This is a genomic window from Chitinophaga skermanii, assembly GCF_003259335.1.
Classification (GTDB): Bacteria; Bacteroidota; Bacteroidia; order Chitinophagales; family Chitinophagaceae; genus Chitinophaga; species Chitinophaga skermanii.
Genome location: NZ_QLLL01000011.1, coordinates 87,459 through 103,297 on the forward strand (window position 1 = coordinate 87,459; position 15,839 = coordinate 103,297).

Here is a 15,839-nt window from a genome sequence, read left to right on the forward strand (position 1 = left end):
GGGTGAACGAAAGTAATAAAATTAGCCGTGAAGGCTTGGTTTTATTGTCAAACGAATTGGCATTATCTTTACAAAAAATCAACGTATATGTTTGGCGATTTAATGGGAAAGCTGCAAGGCGCGCAGCAAAAAATGCAAGAAGCAAAGGAACGTTTAGCACACATTACGGTAGAAGCTGAAGCGGGTGAAGGCTTGGTGAAAGTGGTAGTAACGGGTAGCCGTGAAGTGAAAAGTATTGAGATCGATCCTTCCTTATGTAGCGCTGATCGTAAAGAAGAGCTAGAAGATTTAACGATAACTGCATTGAACCGTGCCTTGAAAAATGCCGAGAACACTTGGGAAACCGAGATGAAAGGTGTTGCAGGTGGCATGTTCGGCGGTATGGGTATCCCGGGCCTCTAATGCCCCATAACTTATTCTACAAGGCACAGCATGCAATGTTGTGCCTTTTTTATGCCCCGGCGTGAACAAACAAAACAACGCGTTTGTTCCTACAGGCATGAGAGTAACCATGTTGAAAATCCCCGCTACGCTTATATGTACATGCCTATTGTGGTTCGCCTGTAAAAAAGAAAAAAGCATCGAAGGCTCCGCGAAAGTCGACCTCGGCAATTGTAATTACAGGCTCTATGGCAAAGGTTCTTCCAGTACCCTCGAAACTATCTTAAACACCGGCGAAGTATTCACCGAAACTGCTACAGTAGATAAAGATACCAGCATCAACAATACCCGTTTTACGCGTATCCTCGTTCAATCGTCTGTAGGTATTGATACCGTGTACGAACATTGCAATAACGGCGCCTACTTCAGGTTGGGTAAAGGTAATAGGAGGGGGATAGGGGTAGATGATTACTTTGTGTTGAATTATTTGTACGTCGACCAGCTAGTAGGTACAGCATGGAACGATACCATAAGAGCGGCCACCGTGTTCGGCAACGCAGAAGCCGTGCTCTACTACAAGATTGAACAAACCGGGATGCAAAAGGTCGTACACCTCGATACTTTCCAAAACGTAATACAAATACGAACCGATTACAAGTTTACAGTAACCGGCTTCCCAGAACAATCCGGCTATTTTAGTACCAGCTACTACGCTCCATTAGTAGGCGAAATAGAAACCGATAGGGAAACAGATACCACGCGGATCAAAAGCTATCATATAAACGACTGATAATAAACAGGTTTATAGCTAGACAAAAAAACATCTATTATAAAAAATATAAATGTGTACTTTTGTTAGCAAAACCTATCCTTTATGAAGTGGAGAACCCTATCCCTCATACTTACTGCCATTGTGGTGGTAGCGGTAGCTTGCACAAAAGCTGACATCATCGAAGCCAATAGTGGGAATAACCCGGGTGGCGGCGGTGGTACCGATACAACCGGTGTTCCTAACCCCGGTAACCCAGGCGGCGTAGTCCTCGATACAATCGTTCCTCCCGTTACGGGCGATGGTGCTTACTTGCCTTATAAAGTTGGCATGCAACTCAATTACGAAAGCTTCTCTGTTACTACACAAGGCGATCGTTATTATTACGATTCTATCATTACCAAGCGTATTGCCGATAGCACCGTAGATGGTGTGAAATATATTACCATGAAACGTACACAAGGCACTTGGGATTCTACCGTGTTCGCCCGCTACGATACTAAGTCTTATTACCAGTTAGAAGATTGGATTGATGTAAGCAATAATGGCGCAAAAACCCATTACCTTATGGATGTGATGTACCTATCTGAAACACAAACAGAATGGAACCAAACTGTACAATTCGGCGTATGGAACCTTACATACCATTTCAAATTGGTAGGTAACAATGTGAATAAAACAATCGGTAAAAAGGTATTTAAAAACGTAAAGGTGGTAGAAACCAGCTGGTTGAATTCCGATGGCTCTAAAACGCCTTATCATACCGTTTCTTTCGCACAAGGCTTCGGTATACTAGAGATTGCCACCGGCACCGATACCACGCGCTTGAAGTCTTACTTCATTCCATAATGCTCATTTTTCGATCGCAATAGATATAAACTTAAAAGAGGCCACTTTAGGCCTCTTTTGTATTACGCTGTATATGTTTGCTAGTATCAATTTAGTTAGCTAGCCTATCCCGAGCCTATCCCGAGCCTATCCTCTGCCTATCTCTAGCCTATCCTTACCCTATCTAAACCCTAGTACCAGCCTATCTTTACCCTATCAAAAGCCTATCTTTTGCCTATCTCGACCCAAGCCCACACACGATATAAGCTATTCCTATATTCATAATAGCAATCATTATCACGGAGATATAACGGTTTTGAGATCAGTACGATTTATACAATTTCATCAAAAATGCTTCCGTAGCACGGCGCACATTTGTAGCTGTATCGTGGTGGTTGTTGACTAAAATGCTGAACACCAAGGTTTTGCCTTTAACAGTAGTTAAATAACCGCTTAAGGCTACACAGCCATTGAGCGTTCCCGTTTTTGCATGTACTGCGTTGGGTGCTTCCTTAAAGTAAGCGCGTAATGTTCCTTTACCGCCGGTCGGTAAAATTTGATACAAACGCTCTTTAGGGTAGGCAGCATACATTTTCTGCAATACGGCAGCAAAATCTTCCGGCGTAAACAGGTTGTAACGCGATAAACCGGAGCCATCTACCCATTGTGGTGGCTGTGGTAAATCGGCAAGGGAAGTAGCCAGCATTTGCTGTATTACTTTCCGGGTGGAAATAGTATCCAGTAGTTTCGACGATACCATCATCAATGTTTGCTCTGCGAAGAAGTTATCGCTGTGTTGCATTAAGGGTGCTAGCATTGAATCGGATGGTACGCTGTAGAGGATTTGTGTTGATAATGATGTAGGAAGCAAGGTGCTGTATACATGTACCGGTTTTTTCAGCGTGTCTTGTAATAACTTGGCTACATCGGCTAAAGTGCCCGTTATAAAGGGTACTTCGCCTTCTAATGAGGAAGTGTCGTTAGGGTTGTATTGAAAATAGAATTCGTTCGTACGCTCGTTACGGCCGGCATTGGGGGCTGTGAACTTTACATCTTTTTCCACGCGAAGGGGGAATTTCGGGTAGTAATTCAGTTCACCCTTCTTCCAATTTATCCAAGTAATGTTGCCATATACAGGTAACTCGTTCCGCTCGGGTTGATAATAATCTGCATAGTCACTCCAAGCCCATCCCGGTCCAAATCGTTCATTCTCATTCACACCCGCTACCAAGTATATACGTTTATACGTAGCCGTTAGCTTCGCTAGTAATGGTTGATAGGTAAAATCGGGATGCAAAAACGTAGGGTCGCCCATGCCTTTTAACCAAATGGCTGTATCATTCTCATAATACCGCACGGTGGGCAACGAATCGCCCAAGTGTTGCAGCGCTGTGTACAGGGTAATGAGTTTAGTATTAGAGGCGGGTTGAAAGAATTTGTTCGACTGGTAAGCGTAAATGGGTTTTGCTTCGCCTACTTCTGCTATATATACCCCGGTATGCGCATTTGCCAATGCCTTGCTTTCTAACATTTCTTCTGCCCATTTCTTCACTTGCTTCGTTTGCGCATGTGCAGCGCCTGTACCCAATAACAAGGCCGCCAGTAGTATATGCTTATATCTCATGTGGATGGTATTCGTTCCAATAAAAAACAGCAGCCCTTGGGAGGCTGCTGCACAATATATCTAATATTCTTTATTAACTAAAGTACTTCGTTACGCCTGGTTTAGCATACGCATAGAAACCGTTTTCGTCTGGCAATACCGGCGGTGGCGCATCAAATGCATACACTTTCGGGTGAATATCGATACCAGAGTTTAAGGCTTGTGCGTAAGGAATTACCTGGCCTGAATAAGTAGCCATACGGCCAATTATCGCCGATAATGTAGCTTCTGCTCCACGCTCTGCATCTGCAAATTTGTATTCGCGCTTCGCGATGGCTGCAAATAACTCGTCGTGCTCGGTTTGATAAGGGTTGTTTTCTTTCTTCTTATCGAATTGATACAACACTTTGCCTTTATGATCGAGGATAACAGCGCGGTCGCCGATAATACGACCTTTTGTACCCACAATCTCCTCATCTACACGGCTAGCGGCATCTTTCCAGTGGCGACACTGGCTGTTCATAACCACCTCGTTTTTATAACGGTACTCAACATAGTGGTGATCGTAAATCTCGCCATATTCCTTGCCCGTACGTACTGCACGGCCACCCATACCTACTGCTGTTGCAGGCGCCTGGCCCATAAACCAGTTGCTCACATCAATATTGTGGATATGTTGCTCTACAATATGATCGCCACAAAGCCAGTTGAAGTAATACCAGTTACGCATTTGGTATTCCATTTCGGTTTGATTAGGCTTACGCGGGTTCATCCACAAAGCGCCTTGGTTCCACCAAACCTGTGTAGATAAAATATCGCCGATTATACCATCTTGGAAACGTTTGTACAACTCGCGGTAAGAGTTCTGGTACCTTCTTTGTAAGCCAACTACAACGTTCAATTTCTTTTGTTTCGCGATAGCTGCGGCATCCAATACACGTTTAATACCTGCCGGGTCAGTAGCTACCGGCTTTTCCATAAATACGTGCTTGTTTTGACGAATGGCTTCTTCGAAGTGAATAGGGCGGAAGCCTGGAGGGGTGGTTAAAATAACCACATCGGCCAAAGCTATGGCTTGCTTATAGCCATCGAAGCCTACGAATTTATTTTCTCCAACGTTTACACGGTTAGCTTTGCCTTCCAATGCTTCGTTGATATTACTTAAACTGCTGGCAATTCTGTCGGCAAAGGCATCGGCCATTGCTACTAATTGCACATTTTGCGTAGTGCTAAGCGCTTGTACAGCGGCACCTGTTCCACGGCCACCGCAACCGATCAAAGCAATTTTGATCACGTCATCGGCACCAGAGAAATAATTCGCAGAAGAGAATAAAGGCGCGGCCATTAAGCCTCCAGCGATTAAAGAAGATTGTTTCATGAAAGCCCTGCGGCTTTTGTGGAAATTTTGATTTGAGTTATCCATGACAACTGTTTTGTGCCGGTATACGGCCGATTGGTGAAATAGATTAAGACGTTCTGGGTTGAAATATTTAGCGAGCGCCGATGAATTTGTTGATGGCGTCTTCAAAAAATTGCTGCGCTTCTTCTTTTGTTGGTTGATCTTTCGGACTCACCAAGCGGAACCCAATAAAGGGAGAATCCGCGTTCCACCATTTAGACTTCGGGATTTGTGGATCACGACGGTTCCAATTGATGTCGGATTTCAAACGGGCGGCGCTGCGTAAGCTTCGCGCATCGTCTTGAAAATGGCCGCCTTTGATTGTTCTCGGCGTTTTAGTAGTGGCTTTGAGTACCGGGTTGTTTGCGTCTACTTTTGTGAAGTATTGCTCGTCGTACTGGTCCATCGTCCACTCGGCTACGTTGCCTAGCATATCGTACAAACCCCAAGCATTCGGTTTTTTCTGGCCAACTTTGTGATACACGTTGCCGCTATTGGCCTTGTACCACGCATAGTCGCCTAATGCTGCCGAATCGTTTCCAAAGTTATACGGCGTGCTTGCACCTGCGCGGCAGGCATATTCCCACTCGGCTTCAGTAGGAAGGCGGTAGAAGATACCCGTTTTCTCGTATAGCCAACGACAGTACATTAATGCACCATACTGGCTCATAGAGTTAGCTGGGAAGCCACCCGATTTACCCATACCAAGGGTAAGATCGATATACGGTGGACTAGGGCGCGTCATCCCATCTGGCAAAGGAGATTTGTCCTTTTCTTCATCTGCATATACATCGTACGCATCGAAGGTTACTTCGTGGGTACCGATGAAGAAGGGAGCAAGTGTAACTTTCTTTTGCGGTCCTTCGTTGGAATTCCTGCTCTTTTCAGTGCTAGGGCTACCCATGAGGAATTCGCCTCCTTGGATGGCTTGCATCTTAAAGGATACTTGCGTACCTGGGATGGTTTGTGTATAAGCTTCGAACGGCTTACCGGTGTTTGTTTGTGCTAATAGTGTGGCCGGGATGAACCCGCCAAGGAACAATAAGGTGGACTTTTTCATTTCTCGCTGTCTGGAACTTATACTATAGTGTGTGGATGGTGAATTTATATAAAGCTAGGAGAACTTGCAATATCTTTTCCTTGAAAGGTAGAATATGGCAAAAAGTGGATAATAATCGTCCATAACTCGTCAATATTTCATTGAACGGTAACCACAAAAAGCGATTATATTTATATTTTACGCACAACTATCAAACCTTCTATTAAACCAAGTTCCACGTTTATGGAAAGAAGAAAATTTTTGCAACAAAGCACCCTTGCGGGTTTATCGAGCCTGGCATTTGGTTCGGCCGTTGCCAACACTGTTGCCAAGGAAGATGAAAAACCAGCAGCAGCCAACACGTTCAATTTAAATTATGCACCGCACGACGGCATGTTTACCAACACCGTAGGCAAAGATTTCCTCGACCAAATTAAATACATGCACGAACAAGGTTTCCGTGCCATTGAAGACAATGGTATGATGGGCCGCGACGTAGCACTGCAAGAGAAAATCGGTAACCTGCTCGCCAAGTTAAATATGACTATGGGTGTATTTGTGATCGATGCCGGCGATAACTGGAAAACCTCGCTTACAACTGGTAAGGCAGAGTTTTTGGATCGTTTCTTAGCAGAATGTAAGAAAGCCGTAGAAGTAGCGAAACGTGTAAATGCCAAATGGATGACGGTGGTACCTGGTTACTTCGAAAGAAGATTGCCGATCGGTATCCAAACCGGCCATGTGATCGACGCATTACGCCGTGGCTCCGAAATCTTAGAGAAACACAACCTTACAATGGTACTTGAGCCGCTGAGTGATAACCCCGATTTATTCCTTCGCACTTCCGATCAAACCTTCGAAATTTGTAGAGCCGTGAATAGCCCTTCTTGCAAAATATTGTTCGACATCTACCACATGCAACGCAACGAAGGACATATAATTGAGCATATGAACTGGGCTTGGGAAGAAATTGCCTACATCCAAATAGGCGATAATCCTGGTCGTAAAGAACCTACTACCGGTGAAATCAACTACAAAAACGTATTCAAGCATATCTATAATAAAGGCTTCAAAGGCGTATGTGGTATGGAGCATGGCATAAGCTTACCTGGCAAAGAAGGAGAAGCACGCCTAGTACAAGCTTATAGAGAAGTGGATAATTTTTTATCGAAGTAAAACATTGATCGTACAATGAAAAGTTTACAAAGATTACTCCTCTGCTTAGTAGCGCTCGCCTTCATTGGCACCGCCTGCGCACAGCAAAAACAAAAAGGAAAAGTAAAAGTGGCCTGTATTGGTGATAGTATCACCGAAGGCTGGGGTTTAGGCGATAGTACCTATCCTGCACATTTACAACGCTTATTGGGTGAAGCTTACGAGGTAAAGAACTATGGTATCGGGGCAAGAACTTTGCTTGCTAAAGGTGATTACCCATATTCTAAAGAAGCGAAATTCCAAGACGCGCAAAACTGGGAACCGAACATTGTTATCATTAAGTTGGGTACCAATGATACGAAACCACAAAACTGGAAGTATAAAGATGATTTCATCAACGACTATAAAGCATTTATTGCCAAGTTGAAATCAGTGCCTTCCAAACCTAAGATTTACATCTGTTATCCTATCCCAGTATTCAAAGATAACTTCGGTATCCGCGAATCAGTATTGAAAGACGAAATGATCCCCATGATTAAATCCATTGCAGATGAAACAGGTGTGAAGTTGATTGATTTATATACGCCTATGTTGCCATACGGTAACTTGGTGCCCGATGGAGTACATCCTAATCGAACAGGAACTTATTACCTGGCCGAAGCAGTGTATAAAGCCATTAAATAAACGCATCACTACATACTAAAACGGGTGTGCCTTCTTGTAGGTACGCCCTTTTTTCTTTCATACAATAACGCTATTTTCTCCTTGTATTATTTTGCTCTTTTTTAGAAGGAATGCGCCCGCTAATTTTCTAAAAAATTCATTTCATGAACGACTTTTTAGGACGAGAAATTGAAGATGATTTAAATGCATTTTAAGGCCATTTCGGGCCGTTTTTAGACACGATCGATTGATGTTTGGATAAATGCGCTTGGGATATTTTAAGGGGCTGTATGAGGCTTATTTTGACGTTTTTCTTGCCGTGTTTTACAGGGTTGATTTCTATGAGAAAGATATGTTGTAAGCCGCTACTGTAGGGGATTATAGAAAAATGAGTAGCAGTATGAAAGCAGTTTAAAGAGGCAATCGAGTGTGCGTAAGGTTTCTGTCGACTGAATGTCGACAAAAGGCTTACAAAGTGCCAGGAAACATAGGCATTTTGTCGGTGATTTATCGGTGGAGAGTCGGTGAACTGTCGGTGAATACTTGGTAGAGAGTCGGAGAGGACTGGGTAAGATGTTGGTTTTGAATGAGTAGAAAGTGGAGGATGGGGGCGTGAAAATGAGCGTTTTTGGGGTTGGAATGGCGTTGTTAAAAAGAGAAAATAGTATTACAATGACGAGCTTCATGGTGAAAGTAAAAGCCGCATCTACATCGTAGATGCGGCTTTATGTTTTTATAAATTCAATTGCTGCAACCAAGTTATGCACAGTTGCGGCCATGTATTTAATACTTTATCGGTAGGTGCCATGCCGTACCCATGCCCGCCATGATCATAAATATGCATGCTGGCCGGGATGTTATGAGCCCGTAAAGCGTTATAGAAAAAAATGCTGTTTTCTACCGGCACAGCTTTATCGTCGGTAGAATGTATTAACATCGTTGGTGGCGTTTCAGCACTTACACGTTTGTCGGTCGACAGTGAATCGGCCATTGCCACGCTGTAGTTTTTACCGAGTAACATTTCTGCGCTATAGGCATGTTTGAAATCGGTGTTAAGGCTGATAACTGGGTAAACCAACACGGCGAAAGCCGGGCGAGAACTGAATTGCAAGGCGAGATCGGTACTGTTAGGCTGCGCAGGGGAAATGATAGTGGCTAGTGAAGAAGCCAAGTGGCCACCCGCGGAAAAACCCAATACGCCCACTTTTGCAGGATCGATGTTATAATCTTTTGCATGGGATTTTATATAGCGAATAGCCGTTGTTGCATCATTCCATTGTGCAGGATAGGTAGATCCTTGTTGGTCGCCATCATTCAAACGGTACTTTAACACAAAAGCATCGTACCCGTGATCGTTAAAGAATTTGGCAACATCCTTTCCTTCGTGGTTTACGGCTAACTTGGTATATGCTCCACCCGGGCAAATAAGTACCGCCGTAGTGCTACGATTGCTTGCCTTGGATTTGTAATAATCTAGGTGAGGTGCATCACTGATTTTCTCAGCGCCGCCGATCTTTAACTGCTGACCAGGGTATAATATAATTCTTTCTTGCGCCATAACTTGTACCATCAACACCAGTATACACACACCGGTGAATAAAACTTTTTTCATACGTGGAATTTAAAGAAAAGACATTGGGAAACTAGATAGAAACAGAGTCGAAAATCACCACCTTATCCCAATGACGGCTACATCTTTCAACGAAAGCCAAATGGGTGGGATGAACTTGGTACCTATCGTGTGCCTCCTGGTTCTCGAACACCGTTAATAAGCAATAGCTATAACTTTTATCAATCACCGGGCGATCGGTATCTGCCGGCGTTCCCAAGTTAAAAACTTTAATTTCATCAATCGTAGCAAGGCTGCTAACACCCGCCTCGAAATCTTTAATTTCTTCAGGACTCAATCCTTTCTTCAAATAGAAATTAACAACGTGTACGAATTTTTTTGACATATGCTTTGTTTTCGAATCTAATAATGGTTCATCACGGTTTGTAAATGTATTTCCGGATGGTTGAACTATTCACAATATACAACAACAATAAAATTGCCGCGGCCGCCAACCAAGTGTATAAACCCGGTAAGGGCGACACGAACAAATGTTGTTTTAATAAGAGGGTATACACAAAATATTGAATACCGCTGATAACTACTAATGTAATCACCCCAATTAGCACATACATCGGCACAAATTGTCGCATCAAATAACGCTTCAATTGTGAAGGCTTCGTACCCAAAGTCACTAACAGGTTAATTTCTTTCTTGCATGCCGCGATAATCAGTTGTATAAACATGCTGAACACCAATACCGCAAAGAGCAACAGCACTAACCCGAAGAACCCGATTACGCTTACAATAATTTGTACAATCATGCGCAGGCGACTATCTTTTAGCTTATCGTTATCAGTAGAAAATCCATGATCTTCTAAGTAGCTAACAAGTTTCGGGTCGCCGGGATCTTTGGTTTTAATAATAATGCGCGATGCTGTGGGTTGAAGGCCCGGCGCGTATTTCTTATTCGCCCAATTCATAAATGATTGCGGTACAAGTATCGACGAAATCCTGTCAGAAAACCCCACAATACGACCTACGAACTCCTCTTGTCCAAAGTCATTATATATAACAATCCGGATGGGCAAAGCGCTCACTGTTTCTTGTGAAATTTGTGGTAAGTTTTGACTGAGGGCGAAACCGAAGTTGTACATATTTAACATACTATTGGGCAGTACAATAGGTAAAGCGCGGTCGCCAACAGCCCATTTCCATTCGTCGTTCTTCACATCTATAAAAGTATCGGGCACAGCTTCAAAGAACATAGCTGTGGAGAATTGGAGGTCTACCGGTGGGTAGGCCTGTACCTTGAATTGACTAGGCGTCATGTATCCAAAGCTTTCCACGAAAGGTTGTTTTTGAAGGTCGTCGAGTTCGGATTGTGTAAACGCATTTTTCTCCACGTTGCGGGAATTAGCATTCGTGATTGTTTTATTGATCACGAGGAAGTCGGCGCTTTCGTTTTTGTTTTCGGGTTTATGCAGTAGTTGATTGAAATTACTGTGTACTTGTATGGCAATAAAAATCAACAGCATGGCCACACCTAAACCGATGTAGGCCATCCAATAGCGGGCACGGCCGATACCGGCGCGGATGATTTTTTTAAGTAATGAATAGAAGGTTTGCATTATAGTTGATAGTGTGCTGTGTAAGGAAAATGGGTATCGTCGTCGAGGTCGGTAAGAATGAACCCAGCCTTGCGGGCGGTACATTCTTCGGCGATAAGTTTTGCTGCCCGGCGTGTATTGTTTTCGTCGAGATGACTGAATGGTTCGTCCATCATCAACCAACTGAACGGCTGTACCAATGCGCGGATAATGGCAATTCTTTGCCTTTCCCCGTAGGAAAGGGTAGCGGCAGATTGTTGTAATATATGGGTGACTTGCAATTGTGCGGCCATGTCCTCGATTTTCTCGCGGCTGTAGTAGGCTTGGCCTTGCATAATATTTTTGAGTTCGATGTTTTCGAGGGCGGTGAGTTGATCGAATAGGCGCAGGTCTTGGAAGATAACGCTTACTTGGGATTGGCGGATATTTGCCAATTCGGTAGGGTTATAGGCTGGCCAGGGTTTTTGATCGATGTGGATGTCGCCGGTATAGTCGTACCGCGTATTATAGAGATAATGGATGAGCGTGGTTTTCCCCGTTCCAGAAGGTGCTTTAATTTTCACCCATTGGCCGGGTGTAAAGGTAACCGCTTGGTTCCAGATACCTGAAGTTTGCTGGAGCACCTTTTCTTTTAGCGGAATGGGAACGAGTTGATGAAGCGAAATCTGCATAAATGCTTGCGTTGAATGAAAAAAGTACAACTAAATTAAAGTAAATGTTGCGTAAACGCGAGCGAAGTAGAAGAAAGGAACGTTAATAATTTGCAATAAAAAGGGTCCACGTAGTAGGTGGACCCGGGTTTCTAAACCAGTAATTTTTTGGGGCAACAACACTTACTGTTAGTATTGCTATCTACACTAATAACGGGAAATGATGAACATACCCCTATAAAGTGCAAAAAAAACCGCCTCTACATGGTAGAGACGGTTCCATATTTATCTTGTAAAAAGATGATTAGTGTGCAGGAGCAGCCGGTACAGCTACTTCTTCAACAGTAATAGCAGAATCAACTACAGCATCACTACCCCAAGCAGCAGCATCAGCCTTTTTCTTTTCTTCGATTGCTTTGTAAGCTTTCATAGAAAGATTGATGATTTGTGCTAAAGAGTTTTCTTTTTCATTTTTGAAAGTTAATTCAACAACTGAAGCTTGTTTGTTACCACTCACTTGGTCAGCCGTCATTTTCACATCTTTCAACACATTCTTCATATCTGTTGCTAATGAGTCAGAAATACCCATTTCAGCAGTAGGAAGATTTGTTAACAACTTCGCGATATCAACATATGCAACGGCAGTTTTACCTTTACCGAGTTTCAAAATGCTGTTATCCATACCGATTTTACCTTTACCAGCAGTATAGCTGTCTACTAATTCTTTAGTAGAACCTACAGTGATGGCTTTTGTATTGATAGAAACACCCATTTCGCCTACTGGTTGTGTAGGAACATATTGATCACCTTCTTTAGTGAACAAGTTAGCAACCATTGGAGAGCTCATTACTTTTTCGAAAGCAGCTTTATCGCCAACTTTCATTGTGAACATCCATTTAGCGTTTGGTTTAGTGCTACCATACACAGTGTCTTTAGTAACGCTGAAATCAGAACCCACAAGGCTAATATCACCAGTGAAGGCGTTCAACACATCGGCAGTTGTTAAACCGGCTTGTGCTAATTGACCATCTACCAACGAATCATAACCTAAGAATTTCAAGATGTCGCCAACCACGTGCAAGTCGAAAGAATAACCTAAGTAACCGAATACATCAGTTGAAGGGTATGCTTCGATTTGTGCTGGATCGTAACCACCACCTTTTGCTTTCTTAATGATATCAGTTAATTCTTTACCCATGTAAGTGTTGAACTTCGCAACGATTTTGCCGTCTTCGAAGTTAACAGCAGAAGTATAGAACGTACCATCTACCAATTGTTTTGCTTTACCACCTACCATGGCTACCATCATACCCACTTCGCCTGGCGCGTTCTTCATTTGTTGGTCGAACATAGCGCCGTAGTTAACCCAAGCAGTAATGTCTGAGTTGTCTTTCGCGATGTCTTTGAAAGATTCGTGGGTACCAACCGCTTGATCAGCTTTCAAACCGAAAAGGCGGGTTACTTCTGCTTTTAAAGAAGTAGTGATCGGGGTGTTTGCTTTTGCAGTAGCAGCGCTGTCAGCGAAATCGTCTTCAGAGAAATCACCGGCATATGCTTTCGCATATTTATCAGCTGGGTTTTCCATCAACGCGATAACAGTTGAGTTGTTCCAAGCTACAACACCTTTATCTTCGTAAATACCTACTGTAATATCACCTTCTTTAGTGAAAGTGGCACCGCTAAGGTTTTTCTTAATGAAGGCATCGAAAGCAGTCGCATCTTTTAATTTACCGATTGTGGCAAAGTAAGAGGTTTTATCAGCCGATTGCGACATGAAAAGGTATACAGAGCCTTTAAGGTCGAAACCAGATGACATTGCATCTTTCCAACCTTTCATCACTGGGTTGCTAGTATCGGAAGTACCGGTGGCTTCTTTTTGTGCTTTTGCTACGTTTTCGAACACTTTATCAGAAGACAAGCCGGCATTGATGAGCTTTTGTTCGATTTGTTTTGAATTGAGACTGATAACGAAACTCGCTTCTTTGGGAATATACTTGCTTTGTTCTGGAGTTTTAGAACAAGAGGATAATACCAGGATAGCAGATAGTGCCGTTAACAATACCCATGAAAGCTTCTTTTTCATAAAAGGTAAATGGAGTTTAATTGTATTTTTAATTGAATGCAAAATTACTAAATGTTTTTCGGATCATATTATATGATAATTTGTACCGGGTTGACTTAAAATGACGAATGATCACAGTAATTTTAAAAACATGTTATAACTAACTTTTATATACCTTTGTTTCATTCGCACCTATTTTTTTACCTGGCCATTTTTTATTGAAAAACCACAAGCTGTTATGTATCTTATTCTCTTACAGTACATCCGCCCCGTGGCGGCGATCGACCATTACATGGCCGGTCACCAGGCCTTCTTGGAGAAATACTACCAAGAAGGTACGTTTATCTTGTCCGGGCGCCGTAAGCCGCGTACCGGGGGACTGATTCTCTGCAAAGCGAAAAGTAGAAGAGAGGTTGAGCAGATACTTGCAGAAGACCCATTCGACAAACTGCAACTCGTTCTTTACGAGATCATTGAGTTTGAGCCTACTGTATATGCCAGCGAACTAGAGCAATATATGTCGTAATACGCTCTCGCAACTACTTTTACCTCTTTACCCATTACCACACACTGCCAACTTTTTCAACGCCAGGAAGAGAAGGAGAAACTATTGCCCAACATCATGCCAAATATTTGTTGATATACAAATATTTGACAGGTAATGCATTGCTATTCTCCAGTCTCTGCTTGTTGTTTAAGCGAAGCCAATCCTTTCTCAAATTGTTTTCCGAGTGAACCACCCATTAAAAGCGCCATTACGTTCATCGGGCGATCATAATCGGCATCGAAATCCCATTTAACAAGCGTACTGTTGTTTTGCTTGGTAAGCGTGAATACAACGTTGCATTCTGACTGGAATGGTTTGATGAACATAAGCTTTTCTTGTACCGAAGCATAAGGCACCAGGTTGGTAATCAAGAGCTTACCTTCTCCCATTTTATCACCATGCCAGTTGCTGGCATGGCCAACGGTACCGGGTTCACCATCGTAGGCGTATACAGCGGCCGTATCCATCTTGCTCCATTCGCTCCAGCCGTTGAATTTGCGGAGGTCGACGATATAGTGCCACACAACGCTATCAGGCGCATTAATAGTGGTAGAGCGTTCGATGTGTTGGTGTTTGGGAGCTACAAATACCAAAACGATAAAAACCAGGATGAGGATGCCAATGATCCAGGCAAGTGCTTTTAGGAACTTCATAGTACGTGGTGGAGTGATTTTGGTTAAAAATAGAAATGGGGTATTCAAAAAAAACGGGGAAACATCTACCTAAAAATAAGAAAAAAACACCCAAGCGGATGGTTTCATGAACCTTTGCTTGGGTGTAAAATCGTTTTTTGCAATACTTACGGGTGTTTCTCGTTGTATTTCTTCTCTGCGTCTTGTGCCTTTTCGAAATCGAGGATCACGGAATTAATACAATAACGGAGGCCGGTAGGAGGTGGTCCGTCATCGAATACGTGTCCTAAGTGAGCTTTACATCTTCCGCACATAACTTCTGTGCGTTGCATACCATGTGTATTATCAGGAGCATAGATCACGCTTGTTTTCGAGATCGGCTCGTAAAAACTAGGCCAGCCGCAACCACTCTCAAATTTCGTGTCGCTCACGAATAAAGGGTTGCCGCACGCTGCGCAGTAATACGTGCCTTTGTCGGTCGTGTTCCAATATTTCCCTGTGAAAGCCCATTCGGTACCTTTTTCGCGGGCAATTTGATAAACTTCATTCGGTAGAATCCTCTTCCATTCGTTGTTAGTCAGGTTGACTTTACCTGTGTCTTTACGCGAGTACACCGGGTTTTTGTTGTCTTCTTCCATTTTTTTCCCGTTTTGAGAATAAGAACAATTGGCAATCAATAATCCATACAATAGCATCAAAATTAAATGAATCTTGTGTGGCATATTTTTTAATTATATCTGTTAACTACTGTTTAACAACAGTACTGTTGTACTTGTATAACATAAAATTACGTACTGTTGTTGATCTTGGATTCCTTTTAAACGCGGAATGCACATGTTTTAACATTTTACGTGGAAAACTCTGTGATTTAAGGTGGAAAATAGGTGTAAAAAAATGTACCCCCGGTTAGCTTCCCCGCGAGCGCTATATTTACTAACTTTACGCCAAAAGG

16 protein-coding genes are annotated in these 15,839 nt (G+C 42.9%); 6 read left to right on the forward strand and 10 right to left on the reverse strand.

Annotated features, from left to right (window positions below):
- Nucleotides 1-87 precede the first annotated feature (87 nt).
- The 3 genes from LX64_RS23150 (at nucleotide 88) to LX64_RS23160 (ending at nucleotide 1,999) form a co-directional block, all read left to right on the forward strand.
- The gene (locus LX64_RS23150) at nucleotides 88-402 is read left to right on the forward strand and encodes a YbaB/EbfC family nucleoid-associated protein (protein ID WP_111600078.1); all 315 of its coding nucleotides are present in this window, start codon (nucleotides 88-90) and stop codon (nucleotides 400-402) included.
- Nucleotides 403-463: 61 nt separating this feature from the next.
- Entirely contained in the window at nucleotides 464-1,171 is a 708-nt protein-coding gene (locus tag LX64_RS23155; protein ID WP_148707433.1) for a hypothetical protein, read from the forward strand.
- A gap of 84 nt (nucleotides 1,172-1,255) precedes the next feature.
- Nucleotides 1,256-1,999: a hypothetical protein gene (locus LX64_RS23160; RefSeq protein WP_111600080.1), complete on the forward strand. Its 744-nt coding sequence runs from the start codon at nucleotides 1,256-1,258 to the stop codon at nucleotides 1,997-1,999.
- 301 nt (nucleotides 2,000-2,300) lie between these two features.
- Here LX64_RS23160 and dacB read toward each other — a convergent pair whose 3' ends face one another.
- The 3 genes from dacB to LX64_RS23175 form a co-directional block, all read right to left on the reverse strand.
- The gene (gene dacB / locus LX64_RS23165; protein WP_111600081.1) at nucleotides 2,301-3,602 is read right to left on the reverse strand and encodes a D-alanyl-D-alanine carboxypeptidase/D-alanyl-D-alanine endopeptidase; all 1,302 of its coding nucleotides are present in this window, start codon (nucleotides 3,600-3,602) and stop codon (nucleotides 2,301-2,303) included.
- A 73-nt stretch (nucleotides 3,603-3,675) separates the two neighbouring features.
- On the reverse strand, nucleotides 3,676-5,004 hold the full coding sequence (locus LX64_RS23170; RefSeq protein ID WP_111600082.1) for a Gfo/Idh/MocA family protein: 1,329 nt from the start codon (nucleotides 5,002-5,004) through the stop codon (nucleotides 3,676-3,678).
- Nucleotides 5,005-5,071: 67 nt separating this feature from the next.
- The gene (locus tag LX64_RS23175) at nucleotides 5,072-6,040 is read right to left on the reverse strand and encodes a formylglycine-generating enzyme family protein (protein WP_111600083.1); all 969 of its coding nucleotides are present in this window, start codon (nucleotides 6,038-6,040) and stop codon (nucleotides 5,072-5,074) included.
- A 222-nt stretch (nucleotides 6,041-6,262) separates the two neighbouring features.
- On the opposite strand from LX64_RS23175, the gene LX64_RS23180 reads away from it, so the two are divergent.
- Together LX64_RS23180 and LX64_RS23185 are read left to right on the forward strand one after the other, a co-directional pair.
- Nucleotides 6,263-7,195: a hydroxypyruvate isomerase family protein gene (locus LX64_RS23180; protein ID WP_111600084.1), complete on the forward strand. Its 933-nt coding sequence runs from the start codon at nucleotides 6,263-6,265 to the stop codon at nucleotides 7,193-7,195.
- Nucleotides 7,196-7,210: 15 nt separating this feature from the next.
- On the forward strand, nucleotides 7,211-7,858 hold the full coding sequence (locus LX64_RS23185) for a GDSL-type esterase/lipase family protein (protein ID WP_111600085.1): 648 nt from the start codon (nucleotides 7,211-7,213) through the stop codon (nucleotides 7,856-7,858).
- A 712-nt stretch (nucleotides 7,859-8,570) separates the two neighbouring features.
- Here the strand turns inward: LX64_RS23185 and LX64_RS23190 are convergent.
- The 5 genes from LX64_RS23190 to LX64_RS23210 all read right to left on the reverse strand — a co-directional run bounded on the left by LX64_RS23190 (nucleotide 8,571) and on the right by LX64_RS23210 (nucleotide 13,729).
- Complete coding sequence (locus LX64_RS23190; RefSeq protein WP_111600086.1) at nucleotides 8,571-9,449, reverse strand: alpha/beta hydrolase; 879 nt, start codon at nucleotides 9,447-9,449, stop codon at nucleotides 8,571-8,573.
- Nucleotides 9,450-9,480: 31 nt separating this feature from the next.
- The gene (locus LX64_RS23195; protein ID WP_111600087.1) at nucleotides 9,481-9,792 is read right to left on the reverse strand and encodes a Dabb family protein; all 312 of its coding nucleotides are present in this window, start codon (nucleotides 9,790-9,792) and stop codon (nucleotides 9,481-9,483) included.
- 31 nt (nucleotides 9,793-9,823) lie between these two features.
- Nucleotides 9,824-11,017: an FtsX-like permease family protein gene (locus LX64_RS23200; protein ID WP_158538720.1), complete on the reverse strand. Its 1,194-nt coding sequence runs from the start codon at nucleotides 11,015-11,017 to the stop codon at nucleotides 9,824-9,826.
- Nucleotides 11,017-11,667 carry an ATP-binding cassette domain-containing protein gene (locus LX64_RS23205; RefSeq protein WP_111600089.1) on the reverse strand — a complete coding sequence of 217 codons (651 nt, stop codon included), beginning with the start codon at nucleotides 11,665-11,667 and terminating at the stop codon, nucleotides 11,017-11,019. Before LX64_RS23205 ends, LX64_RS23200 begins: the two co-directional genes overlap by 1 nt.
- A 283-nt stretch (nucleotides 11,668-11,950) precedes the next feature.
- Nucleotides 11,951-13,729: a DUF4836 family protein gene (locus LX64_RS23210; protein ID WP_111600090.1), complete on the reverse strand. Its 1,779-nt coding sequence runs from the start codon at nucleotides 13,727-13,729 to the stop codon at nucleotides 11,951-11,953.
- Between the two features lie 217 nt (nucleotides 13,730-13,946).
- Here LX64_RS23210 and LX64_RS23215 point away from each other — a divergent pair, with 217 nt between their 5' ends.
- Nucleotides 13,947-14,234, forward strand: coding sequence for a YciI family protein (locus LX64_RS23215; RefSeq protein ID WP_111600091.1), 288 nt, complete (start codon nucleotides 13,947-13,949; stop codon nucleotides 14,232-14,234).
- Between the two features lie 143 nt (nucleotides 14,235-14,377).
- Here the strand turns inward: LX64_RS23215 and LX64_RS23220 are convergent, their stop codons facing one another.
- Both LX64_RS23220 and msrB read right to left on the reverse strand, forming a co-directional pair.
- Nucleotides 14,378-14,908, reverse strand: coding sequence for an SRPBCC family protein (locus LX64_RS23220; RefSeq protein ID WP_111600092.1), 531 nt, complete (start codon nucleotides 14,906-14,908; stop codon nucleotides 14,378-14,380).
- A 146-nt stretch (nucleotides 14,909-15,054) separates the two neighbouring features.
- Entirely contained in the window at nucleotides 15,055-15,525 is a 471-nt protein-coding gene (msrB, locus tag LX64_RS23225; RefSeq protein WP_111600147.1) for a peptide-methionine (R)-S-oxide reductase MsrB, read from the reverse strand.
- Nucleotides 15,526-15,839 lie beyond the last annotated feature (314 nt).